The organism is Furfurilactobacillus curtus, assembly GCF_054657915.1.
Map to the genome: position 1 here is coordinate 1382649 of NZ_BAAHXU010000001.1, position 11493 is coordinate 1394141.

Below are 11493 nucleotides of genomic sequence, written 5' to 3' on the forward strand. Positions count from 1 at the left end.
AATTGGAAAGATGAATCGCCTTCAAATGCACAATCAACGGCGTAAGCGATTAATTACGCTTGTCATAACGCTTTGCTGTTTAATTCTCATTGCTTTTACGGTTGAAGGAATTCAATTTTTCCGGATGCTACATTCTTTTCATGAAAAGAATGTGATTGAACGGCGCCAGCCTTTAGCCAAACAGTCAGTGACAACATTTTTATTGCTCGGTTTAGACAATAGTGGCAAACGGCGGCTTTCAACGACGCGTACCGATGGCATGATGGTGGCGGTTGTTAATCGACATACGAAAACGATCACGTTATGTAGCCTATTGCGGGATACCTTTACAAAGATTTATTCGCAACAATATCATGGATACCAGCGAATTGAGGCAGCATATACCTATGGTGGCGATGCCGCTGCAGTAGCGACAGTGGAACACTTTTTGAAATTACCAATCGATTATTACACTACAGTTAACTGGGATGGTTTTATTAAAGCGATTGATGACGTTGGTCCGCTCAAAGTGAAAGTTGATCGACCTTTCGTTGGACAAAGTTATTGGGGCCGACCGGTTAAATTTAAGGCTGGAATGCAACCAATGAGTGGTGCGAGAGCATTAGCATACGCTAGAGAACGGCATGTGGATAATGATCAATATCGTGGTTTTCGACAGCAAGCCGTCTTATGTGCATTGATTAAGCGATTAAATCAAGGACAGCTCGTGACCCATGGTAATCAAGTCATGCACGATTTAAAGGGGCAGTTACGAACGAACCTGACTGAAAGCGAATTGGTTAGCTTGATGAAGCAGCATGCAGCATTCCAACATTATCAGATAAAGCGGCTGACCTTCCAGTGGCGAACATTTGATACGAGTGGGCGTAGTATGGTCGAAGTTTATCCAGATAGTCAGGACCATGTGGCTCAAGAATTACAAGCCGCCGCTGGGCTGCGACGGCCACTACCTGATCGACCGTTCTTAACTAACGGACATTATCGTTACGCGACTGATGAAACAGTTCAGACGATCGCCAGCGAAAGGAAGGAAGATACTGCTTACGGGCAACTCCATACTTATGTTGGTCATGCTGGTAACACCAAAACAGGCCGATTACCGATTGAAGTGCAGCTTGAAAATGGTTTCAGAGCATCGGATCAGACAAGCACGAACTACCGTGTTCGATGAATATCATCGCCAATGATTCCCACCAGGAAGAGGGGGAGTAGTAAATGAAATAAAGGGGGGATGTAAATGCAAACGGAATTCCACACAAAAAGAGAATTTGGGCTTTTCTTGACGTTTATTGGTGGTGCGATGGACGCATTTACATTTATTAAATACAATGCTTTTCCGGTTGCGCAAAGTGGCAACTTGATTATCGGTATTTACGATCTATATAACCGTAATGTTGCACAGGCAATTTATAAATTTGCGGCAGTAATCGCTTTTTTCGCCGGAGTTGTCTTTACTAATTTGTGCCGACTCTTTGTGGAACAACGATTGAAAGATGATCGATTTTATCTGAGCGTGCTCGTTATTGAAGCAATTACATTTGGGATTGTTGGGCTCCCAATGGTGATTTTGCACCTGCACCTTGTACTACCCGTGATTGCTTTTGTTGTGTCGATGCAGTGGACACTGTTTAACACGATGGAAGGTCAGAGTTATGTCAATTTGTATGTGTCAGGAAATATTAAAGGATTAGCTTCTGAAGTCGTTTTGTTCCTATTCGGCAAGGCAAACTTGCAAAATTTAGGACGCTATTTATTACTAACGATCTTTTTTGTTCTTGGCGCTATCAGTGCGTCATTAATGTTATGGATTGGTGGTGGCTCACTAGCGGCTTTCTGGATTGGCGGCTTATTTTTAGGCTTGACTGCGGTAGCTTGGTCAACGATTTGAGGGGTGTCTAAATTTTTCAGGTACTAGACCAAGATGATCAGATTATCAAAATTATCCGTGGTTAAGTACGGCCGCATAGCTCAAAACATCTAGACCAATTTGCGTATGATCGCTACTTTATTGTCAATTGTTCATCATAAATTATTGCGCAATTTGTTTATTATTGGGCGCGCTTCAAATTGATTTGTGATCGACATTTTACTGATTAATTTCCATAAAGTGGCGTTTTTTGTCTCAAAATGAGGAACCTGCTGCGCATGGTGAGGTTGGTAAATCTATGCTAGCCTAACTTCATTGAAAGGAGGGTGTTTATGATTTCGAAAAAGTTAGCTACGACGTTGTTGTTACTTTCTAGTTTTGGAATGATGGGGGTTACAGGAACTAATGTAGCTCGGGCTGACAATTACTTGCCAGCGCAGGCCAACACAGAACCGAATGGAGATACAGGAACGGCAACGGGGAAGTCTGATGCGGTAGTCAATGTTTTGACGGGGTATCTGGTCCTCGAAGCAGTGCCAGATATGAACTTCGGTGGAACGGTTCAAACAGCCAGTCCGGTTAAAGGCTTGCCATTGATTAGTAACCAAGGAATTATTGATGATGACGGGAATAACGCTGGGTTGTTAAAAGTCACTGATTCACGGACGCCTGGTGCTAAAGGTGAGGGGCATACGTGGAAGTTAACTGCTGCAGTTGATAAATTTACGTCACAAGATCCTAAATTTGCTGGCGGAAATGACTGGCAGATTAATTTGAAACAGAAAAATGGGCGGAATACCGGTAATGGTATGCCATCATTGCTTACACCGTCGCTGATTTCTAACAATATGGCTCAAACGGTTATCCAAGCAAACGAGGGTAGAGGGAGTAACTCCACGTTGGTTTACTACGACAAACCACAAACAGCCAGCTTAGATATGCCTGGAAACATTCCAACTGGTCAATATAGTGCACCAATTACTTGGACGTTAAACGCAGCCGTCACTGCGGAAAGTAATTAAGGTAATTACCTGTCTTAGGGGGATTGTTGTTAACAGCAATTCCCTTTTTGTTAAATTTAATGACCTAATATGGAGACGAGTTATGGAAATTGGGGGGCATTATCAAGCAATTAATTTACACAAAGTATATGGCCTATTGATCCTTGCCTTAGCAATGTTATGTCAGGTGATCGTTGCGCGAGCGGATACCCAGACTGACCCAGGAATTAATCTTGCGTTGGCCCCTGTTTATCCCCAAAACCAACTGATGAAAAATAACATTTTCGATGTGCACGTGGTTCCGCGGCAAAGGCAGAAATTAACGCTAAAAGTAATCAATTTAGCTAATCGTGAGCAAACAATTAAAGTTATCCCGCGAACAGCTTATACAAATGATGCTGGCATTATTTCTCTGGATCGCCAGCGAATTCCGGCAGATAAAACATTGAAGCAGCCGTTTAGTCATTTAGTGGTAGAGAAAAGCCAGCGACGTAAACTGACTCCTAGAAAAGTCCAATACCTAACCTTTACGGTTAAAGTGCCTAAACGTCGCTTTGAAGGCGTCGTTGTTGGTGGTTTTTACGTTCAAGTGCTTGCTAAAAAAGGCCATGATCGGCATAAAGGCATCACGATTAACAATCGTTTTGCTTACGCCATGCCAGTTGTTTTAAAAGAGCAGCAGCAAACTGCTCGACCAAAATTACGGTTAGGTTCAATTAAAAAGCCGTCTAAATTACGTCAAAAAATCGTCGTAAAAAGTGTTTTACACAATCTGCGACCAGCCATTATTAGCGGCATGAAAATCGATTCAACTATCAATCGGAAAAAAGATGGTAAAAAGGTTGGCCAGACACATGTCAAGAATTACGAAATGGCGCCTAATTCCAACTTTTCATTCACCAATCATTGGCAGAATAAAAGCATTTTACCTGGTACTTATCGTTTACGAATCGATGCTAAAGCGGTCAATGGTCGATGGCACTTAGAACGGGATTTTCACATTACGTGGCGTGATTCATTAGGTTACTACAATCAGGCACACCCATCAGTAAAGTACATTCTTTTGGGATTATTACTCCTGCTGTTGCTATTAATTATTGTGCTGGTTTATCGACGTCGGCAGCGTGAACAGTCAGGTAATCGCCAGGGGTAGCGCACGAATGAACTTTGTAATGATGAAGTCAGGTGAAATCAATATGAAATTCACAAAGTCAATGTTTGATAAGACAGTAATTGTTATCTTGAATTTATTAACGGCTGGGTTAGTCGGACTGTCAATCACGACAACGATTTTTGCGAAAGAGCAGGCCACCGAAACTTCCATGAGTCAAACAAGTGGTACAGGCACGTCGGATGATTTAATTAGCGGTGATTCAAAGTCTAGCCTCGTTAAGGATCCATTAGCGGACCTTAGTTCTAATCTTGAAACACAGCCGCGACAATCGCAAAACGAAGCTAAGTCGCGGGTCAAACGTGATGTGGGTGCACAAACTCAGCTAAAAAATGTTGGCGAACATGCGTGGTCCGATTTTCAACCAGTATTCGTGGATGGAGTCAGTCAGGTACCAAGTATTCAATCAAATAACGTGGCAGTTCCTGGTAAGAATGCATTTACGCCGTTATTGACTAAGGACACCCGTTATTATGATGAAAAGACGGGTATGCAGCTACCAAATGGGATTTCGCCGGCATATCCGGGTCCTTACGCGATGCGGGTGACGCACATTGGATATTACAAGGGTCAAGAGCTAGATATGATTTACACGATTTTGGCTTCTCGAAGCGATAAAACGATTCGTAATGCAACGATGTATACATTCACCGCTGGTTGGCATGTGCCAGATAAGTTCCTATTTCAAAGCACATTTGGTGGGGGGCTTAAGAGCGGCGCGAGCTATGTAAATACGGTTCAATTCGTGAAGGCGGGGACGAATACACCGGTTCAGGTTTCAGGAACTTGGACGTATGGGGCGCTTTCTTGGAATAAATTTAGTGTTATGAATATGAATCAGTATGACGGTGGTCGAGGTCCAGCAGACAGTAAGATTTTATTTTATGATGCCAAGGCTTACAACGAGACGGGAGCTCTGTATATTACTGCTAATCGCGGTACTGGTGATAGTACACAAGCAACATCACGATTTTCAGAACAATTTACAACCGATAAAGACGGGATTTACTACATGATTATTCAAAAGCCAAGTAGTTACGTCTCACTGGATGTTGCCTATACGAGTCTATTTCCAGCAGCGATATCGCCTGTTGATTTACCAGACCCTGAAATAACCGGCGTAGATAATAAAAACAAAGATCAGCAATTTAAAATCAGCTGGGATGCCATTCAAACATTGCCCAACCAACCCAGTTCTGCTGCGCTTAATGCATTTAAGTTAACGGGTGATTTACCCCCCTTGGCTAATATAAAAGAAAATGGCATCACAATTAATGATGTCACGACTGGTACCGATCTTACAGGACAGTTTAATATCACAGTCGCCGATGGGAAGTATCAATTAGTTGCTCGAGTACCTAGTGCTTTGATGAACCGGGTGATCAAAATTAGCTTTTCAGGCAAACTAGATGTCAATGATCCAGAGCTATTGAAACACTTAACAACCGATCCAGATGGAGATCCTGCCATTAAATTGGATGCTTCAATTAGCAATGATTACATTTTGTTTGCTCAACATTACATCTCGCCGGTTCATAAGAGTAGTGCCTATGTTGGGTGGTCATTCTCCGGTATTCAAATCGAGCCCGCCAAAATGCTTAATTTTGGCAATGTTTTTTCCGCCGGTCGCTATAGCCTCCATGAGGTACCTAATCCAGTCGTAAAAGTGGTTGATAATCGGCTTAAAAAAACGGCAGCCCAGTTAGAGTTATCTCAAGTAACGCCAATTATCAATAACAACGCGCAAGAAGCCTTGAATGCCCGCTTGTTAGCGCCCGCAGTTACTGGCGAATTAACACCTTTGACCGCAGACCCATTAATTGTCGAAAAAAGCCGCGGGGCACTGCCTAACCTCGTTTGGAATGGTCATCAGGGGAAAGCACTTCAATTGATTTTGAATCAAATGCCGAATACGACAGGTCAATTCCAAACCACGCTTGACTGGACCGTTCGCTCCGGTGATTAGTTGCTTAAAGGTGAGTAAAATGCGCATTAGGTTCATTGTGACTTGCTTGACGTTAATAACGGTAATGCTATTTGTGGGAAATTATGTTGTTACTGCGGCTGGAAAAGACTCGTTTAGTGTGATGCCGCTTCAATATGGCCTACCACAAAAGCGAAGCGTTACGGATTATTATTCACTCTTCGTGAAAGGTGGGCATGAGTATCAGGTTACTGCGCTCATTCATAATAACGGGAAACATCAGTTAGTTGTTAATGCGCGTTTGCTTGGATCAGCAACTAGCGCAAAGGGGACGATTACGTACCATAACCGATCTACAGGAAAATTAGGCAAGCAAAACAGCTTTCGTCGTTTTATCATCGGTCCGACTAGTAAGCAAATTAAAGTTAAGGCCCATGGAAATCAAATCGTGACGTTTCATTTGAAAGCGCCAAAATATCGACATGGAACTTATTTAGGAGCACTGGCTGTTTCTGGCACGGTTCATTCAAATGAATTAGTGCGAAATCGCGTTACGTATCTTAAAAGTATTGAGCTATCTTACAGTCACATTTTATGGAAGAATCGGCGGCTTAATCTGCGAATGAGAACGCCGGTTAAACATGGTGTACGGCAATTGATCGTTGTTAATGCTAAAGCGCGAATTATCAGCCATGTAACCTTGACAATTCGGACCCGTACTCATGGACGGATATTGTATCGGCAACGTGATTTTAGTATGGCTCCGCTAACTAAATGGCAGGTTCCTCTAGGGAAGAAGGGGGCAGCGGGTCATGAATCGATGGTTGTAACCTTAACGAAAGGCCACCGCACATTGGCTAAGATTCACGAATGGGGATGTAAGTAAAACTCGATTGAAAATAAAGCCATCACGGCTAAAAAAATTGTTGGAGGTGCCGGATGCAGTTTACAGAGTTATTAAGTAAACAGGACCAAAAAATGATGACCCTGTTAAAAGCAATTGTTTTAAAAGGCATCACTGATAAACGGGTTCTCAGCGAAACAATGCGATGTAGTAGTCAAACGATTAACCGGCTGATTGTTCAGATCAATCATACGTTTGGCGATCAGGGTTGGTCACTGGAGCAAAGCGTGCATCATGTTTTTTTAAAAAACAAAGCTGATATTGTTAACCTTAATAAGTCGTTGGCATTTCTCATGCGACGTTCAACAAAATTTATCGTTTTAAACGCGATGTTCCATTGTGAACAAACAAAAACGAATGTTTATACCCGATTATTTTTGAGTAAGACTGAGTATTATCGTCAGGTCCAACAATTAAACAAGACCTTATCTAGTTTAGGCTTAGTCATTCATCAAAAAAATTTAATTGGGCCATTAAGTCAGCAAGTTTTTCTATTTTACGAGTTATATGACTTGTTGTTAACGGCCAGTGATAACGTAACAGAAATAGCTGTTACGAATGATGAACGGCAATGGGCAGTAGCGTGTTTGGCGTTGGTTAATGAACCGGCGACAAAGATTAAAACGGGTCGGCTAGGCCTTTTCCTTAAAGTTTTAAAGCGATTTGATCGAGATCATTATGAAAAGCATCGACCGATTCCGTGGTTATCGCCGATGAATCAATTGATGAGTCAGCTTCAAATCGCCGGGAATTTACACACAGCGGATCAACCGATTGAGGCCACGGAAATTCTGACAGTTTTCATCATTTCGCGGCTAGTTAGTGTTGATAACCCTGTTTTAGATCAATGGCAAGCATTTTGCGAACGGCATATTAAAAAAATTACGCAAAATGTCAATCAAACGATGCGAACGTTATTTTATCGGAAGTCAGGACCGGCTGAAGTGTCTAAAGCGGTTTTGCAGATCATTACCTTTTATTACTATGTTCCTGGTGGAATTGAGGCTTACGTTACTGATGTCTATCAGCGGTATCCACGTAAATTATTAGAAGAAACGTTTCAGGCAATTGAGCAGGCGCTAACGACTTACGTCTTGCCAAAATCGAGTTTATCGCGACCATCGACGAAGATCATCATTAGTTTATATACGGATTTGTTCTTATATAAATTAGCTAATCTAAATGTGGAAATTACGATTGGAATATTCGTTAAAAAATATTCAGCTACGTTGGTATTAAGCTATGTGTTGGATTTGATTCATTTATTCACACAATTAGGTGCACAAGTTAAATTACTTCAGGATTGGTCAGATGGGGCTGCCTGTGACTTAGTGGTGACGGATAAACAGATTGTTGACCAAGAAAATTTGTCCACGGAACTGGTTGAATTTAAGGGACATGTGACTGACTTAGACGAAGTCCCAGAAATTGTTAACGACATATTTATCGACAAATACTTAACCAAACTTTTTAAGATGTAATCAACAATATTGGGTGACGTTGCAATGAAGCAGATAAATATGCTCAATGTTGGGGTGATCTGATTGATACATGAACCAGTTTCAAAAAATGGAGGACATGAATCACGCCCAGTCTAAAGTGTTTGCGGAGTATAATGCGGGCTAATGTATTCTCGTATGTCTTGGCTAAGAGTTGGATGCTAATTTTTGTTGGAGATTCCAAGACATCAAAAAGACTAACCAAAATTAGCGAGTACCTTTCCCAGCAACATTTAAGTTCAGCGGATAGAGTGAATTTTTAAGTGAATTGATTTGCCTTTTCCAATGACGTTATATCAGGAAAGGCAAACAATTGAGCGAAGGTGTGCCCAGTTTGGTTACACCTTTGTTTTTGTGCGCAATTGTCTATTTTTTAACCTAGCGATACTTAGTTTTATTTTGATGAATTTCAATAAAACTCAACGATGATTTATTTAATGTACAAAAAAAACCAGTAATCACGGCGTTTTATCGCATCGTGAAAACTGGTTAATCGTCTTTGATGGATCGCCAGGGGATCGAACCCTGGACCCACGGATTAAGAGTCCGTTGCTCTGCCAGCTGAGCTAGCGATCCATATCAATTCAACTTGTATATAGTATCATACGCTCCCCAAGGCTGACAATAACTTTTTCAAAAAAATTTCACGTCATCTAATTGATTGACTAAATAAGTTGTTTGAGGGACGCATGCAGTGGTACTCACAAGATTTTACATAGGTTGATAGTTGAGACGATGAATCAGCCACTGGTTATTGTAACGATCACAAACTAAACGATCAGAAACCAGTGTCATCGTAAATGTATAGGGTTCAGTTAAATGATTTTCCGTTTCAATCATCACGTGACCGTGAACTAAAGCAACGAGGTCTAATGAAGGAATATCGATGCTCAGATCCGTTAGTGATTGGATTCGGTTAAGCTGGTTAGATTGTAGTAACTCTAAAATTGCAGCACGCCCAGCGCGTTCTTGATGCTCAAAACGAATATAAGATTCTTCGCAGAAGAAATCAGTGACGAAGTTTGCGTGAACAGGTTGATTCAATGAATCGAAGTAGTGCTTAACGGTTTTGTGAACCATGACGTGGTTAAGTTTGTTTTGCGCGTGAATCTTTTTAGTGTCAAACATCATTTTTGACCCCCTTAAACGATCAGCAAGCAATTAATGGCATGGTTTATTTAATGATTACAGTTTAAGTGGTTCACTAGTTGCAAACGAGGAAAAAACCGACTAATTGGTAAAAAGGCGACATTTTGGGGAGAAAACTTGATGAAAGATCGACGGGCAATAATTGAAGGTGAACTGGGTCGCTTAATGACCATCCAGCTAGTTGAAATTGATGGGCATGGTCAAATCAAGGGGCAGTTAGCGGGGATCGAGTTGGATGAGGTTGCTTGGGGTTTTTTAAAGGAGGCACCAAAAAAGGTTGTAGGTCGACAAGTGGTGTTGCTGGAGAGTTCGACGACACATCGACATGGATTTTGTTTTCGTTTAAGCGAGCAACGGATCTTATGTGGGATCGCAATTTCAAATATGAAGTTGGCACAATTGCGTTTGAGTGCACTTTGTCTGTATGTGGCGCTCCTAGGGTCGATTCCAATTCTAATGCGATCGATAGTGGTCGCTGAACGTCAAAAAAATACCCAACCACTTTATCACCTGTTAATGGCGATTAGTCAGCGAGATTGGGGAATGGTTAAGCAAGTAATGGCTCGCCAGTGGGATAAAGTGACGAAGGGGCGACAACAAACGATTGGATTGTCTTTTCTTGTCGGATTGGTCTTTGGCCGGCAATTGGAGAATGGTGCGCCCATCCAGCGCTATACCAATAAAGTAGCACACTGGTGGCAACGTATACAACGGGACCAGCTAGTAATCAAACAGGTACAAGAGGCGCTGTTTGATGAGTTAAACATGATGGCAGAAGGAGATTTAAGTCAGCATGGTGATCAACTGATTAATCGGATCAGTGAAGATGTCGACCATCATTTGATGACACGCCTAACCGTTGCTGACATTGCGACTCGACTAGGACGCTCAAAGGATTATCTCTCACGCCATTTTCATCAGCAGACGGGATGGACATTGAAGCAATATATTTTGCAACGCAAGGTGCTTTTGGCCAAACAGTTATTGGGAAAACAGTCGATCATGGATGTCGCCTATGACTTACATTTCAGTGATCAGAGCCATTTTGCGAAAGTTTTTCGGCAAATAACGGGTGAATCACCGAAACAATATCAACAGGAACATTGCTAGTGGACTCAGCCGATACCGGCCCTCAACGTGAAGCTGCATGTCTGTGATATAATGTAGAAAGTTGCCGTAAGTTACATTACGGCGTTGGCCGTGAATTAAAATCAATTACAGACCCTGTTGGAGGGGAATTTGCATGAGTAAAATTTTAGTAGTCGATGATGAGAAACCCATTTCCGATATCATTAAATTTAATTTGGAAAAAGAAGGATACGACGTTGTAACCGCTGCTGATGGCGAAGAAGCCATTGAAAAGGTTGATGAAGAGCAACCCGATTTGATCCTGCTTGATTTGATGTTACCTAAAATCGATGGCTTAGAAGTTGCGCGCCGGGTTCGGACTAAATATACGACGCCGATCATTATGGTGACCGCCAAAGATTCAGAAATCGATAAAGTGTTGGGACTCGAATTAGGCGCAGATGACTATGTGACAAAACCATTTTCGAATCGCGAGTTAGTTGCGCGAGTGAAAGCAAATCTACGTCGTCAAGATACTGTAGTTAAGAATTCTGCAGCTGCTGAATCGGAGTCAAACACGATTGAGGTCGGTGATTTAAAAATCGATCCAGATGCTTATATGGTGTCTAAACGTGGTGATGATATTGAACTGACTCACCGTGAGTTTGAATTGCTTTATTATTTAGCGCAGCACATTGGACAAGTGATGACACGTGAACATTTACTACAGACAGTCTGGGGATATGATTACTTCGGTGACGTGCGGACCGTTGATGTGACGATGCGGCGGTTACGGGAAAAGGTCGAAGATACACCTAGTCATCCATCGTGGTTAGTTACGCGTCGTGGGGTAGGTTACTACCTGAGAAACCCGGAAACTGACTAATCAGAAATTGAGGAGCTCTTCTGA

At 42.0% G+C, this 11493-nt stretch carries 10 protein-coding genes and 1 tRNA gene; 9 read left to right on the plus strand and 2 right to left on the minus strand.

Annotated features, from left to right (window positions below; genetic code table 11):
• Nucleotides 1-10: 10 nt before the first annotated feature.
• From ACYQ0Y_RS06515 to ACYQ0Y_RS06545, 7 genes are all read left to right on the plus strand, one after another.
• The gene (locus tag ACYQ0Y_RS06515) at nucleotides 11-1171 is read left to right on the plus strand and encodes an LCP family protein (protein WP_407882634.1); all 1161 of its coding nucleotides are present in this window, start codon (nucleotides 11-13) and stop codon (nucleotides 1169-1171) included.
• A 66-nt stretch (nucleotides 1172-1237) separates the two neighbouring features.
• Nucleotides 1238-1888, plus strand: coding sequence for a YoaK family protein (locus tag ACYQ0Y_RS06520; RefSeq protein WP_407882635.1), 651 nt, complete (start codon nucleotides 1238-1240; stop codon nucleotides 1886-1888).
• A gap of 311 nt (nucleotides 1889-2199) precedes the next feature.
• A complete protein-coding gene (locus ACYQ0Y_RS06525) occupies nucleotides 2200-2889 on the plus strand; it encodes a WxL domain-containing protein (protein WP_407882636.1) in 690 nt (229 codons plus the stop codon).
• 82 nt (nucleotides 2890-2971) lie between these two features.
• The gene (locus ACYQ0Y_RS06530; RefSeq protein WP_407882637.1) at nucleotides 2972-4021 is read left to right on the plus strand and encodes a WxLIP family cell surface protein; all 1050 of its coding nucleotides are present in this window, start codon (nucleotides 2972-2974) and stop codon (nucleotides 4019-4021) included.
• Between the two features lie 7 nt (nucleotides 4022-4028).
• Nucleotides 4029-6005, plus strand: a complete 1977-nt coding sequence (locus ACYQ0Y_RS06535; RefSeq protein ID WP_407882638.1) for a hypothetical protein — start codon at nucleotides 4029-4031, stop codon at nucleotides 6003-6005.
• Between the two features lie 19 nt (nucleotides 6006-6024).
• Nucleotides 6025-6849 (plus strand): WxL protein peptidoglycan domain-containing protein, encoded by an 825-nt coding sequence (locus ACYQ0Y_RS06540; protein ID WP_407882639.1) that lies wholly within the window; start codon nucleotides 6025-6027, stop codon nucleotides 6847-6849.
• 53 nt (nucleotides 6850-6902) lie between these two features.
• Nucleotides 6903-8348, plus strand: a complete 1446-nt coding sequence (locus ACYQ0Y_RS06545) for a helix-turn-helix domain-containing protein (RefSeq protein ID WP_407882640.1) — start codon at nucleotides 6903-6905, stop codon at nucleotides 8346-8348.
• Nucleotides 8349-8869: 521 nt separating this feature from the next.
• Here ACYQ0Y_RS06545 and ACYQ0Y_RS06550 read toward each other — a convergent pair.
• Nucleotides 8870-8942, minus strand: a tRNA-Lys gene (locus ACYQ0Y_RS06550).
• Nucleotides 8943-9077: 135 nt separating this feature from the next.
• Nucleotides 9078-9497 (minus strand): hypothetical protein, encoded by a 420-nt coding sequence (locus ACYQ0Y_RS06555; protein ID WP_407882641.1) that lies wholly within the window; start codon nucleotides 9495-9497, stop codon nucleotides 9078-9080.
• Nucleotides 9498-9635: 138 nt separating this feature from the next.
• Between ACYQ0Y_RS06555 and ACYQ0Y_RS06560 the strand changes: the two genes are divergently transcribed.
• Both ACYQ0Y_RS06560 and yycF read left to right on the plus strand, forming a co-directional pair.
• Nucleotides 9636-10625, plus strand: coding sequence for a helix-turn-helix domain-containing protein (locus ACYQ0Y_RS06560; protein ID WP_407882642.1), 990 nt, complete (start codon nucleotides 9636-9638; stop codon nucleotides 10623-10625).
• Nucleotides 10626-10758: 133 nt separating this feature from the next.
• Nucleotides 10759-11469: a response regulator YycF gene (yycF, locus tag ACYQ0Y_RS06565; RefSeq protein ID WP_407882643.1), complete on the plus strand. Its 711-nt coding sequence runs from the start codon at nucleotides 10759-10761 to the stop codon at nucleotides 11467-11469.
• The last annotated feature ends 24 nt before the right edge of the window (nucleotides 11470-11493 follow it).

Excerpts from the sequence above, each read along its gene's own strand:
- yycF (WP_407882643.1), top strand. The coding sequence starts at position 10,759 with ATGAGTAAAATTTTAGTAGTCGATGATGAGAAACCCATTTCCGATATC.
- ACYQ0Y_RS06545 (WP_407882640.1), top strand. The coding sequence starts at position 6,903 with ATGCAGTTTACAGAGTTATTAAGTAAACAGGACCAAAAAATGATGACC.
- ACYQ0Y_RS06520 (WP_407882635.1), top strand. The coding sequence starts at position 1,238 with ATGCAAACGGAATTCCACACAAAAAGAGAATTTGGGCTTTTCTTGACG.
- ACYQ0Y_RS06540 (WP_407882639.1), top strand. The coding sequence starts at position 6,025 with ATGCGCATTAGGTTCATTGTGACTTGCTTGACGTTAATAACGGTAATG.
- ACYQ0Y_RS06515 (WP_407882634.1), top strand. The coding sequence starts at position 11 with ATGAATCGCCTTCAAATGCACAATCAACGGCGTAAGCGATTAATTACG.
- ACYQ0Y_RS06530 (WP_407882637.1), top strand. The coding sequence starts at position 2,972 with ATGGAAATTGGGGGGCATTATCAAGCAATTAATTTACACAAAGTATAT.
- ACYQ0Y_RS06555 (WP_407882641.1), bottom strand. The coding sequence starts at position 9,497 with ATGATGTTTGACACTAAAAAGATTCACGCGCAAAACAAACTTAACCAC.
- ACYQ0Y_RS06560 (WP_407882642.1), top strand. The coding sequence starts at position 9,636 with ATGAAAGATCGACGGGCAATAATTGAAGGTGAACTGGGTCGCTTAATG.
- ACYQ0Y_RS06525 (WP_407882636.1), top strand. The coding sequence starts at position 2,200 with ATGATTTCGAAAAAGTTAGCTACGACGTTGTTGTTACTTTCTAGTTTT.
- ACYQ0Y_RS06535 (WP_407882638.1), top strand. The coding sequence starts at position 4,029 with ATGAACTTTGTAATGATGAAGTCAGGTGAAATCAATATGAAATTCACA.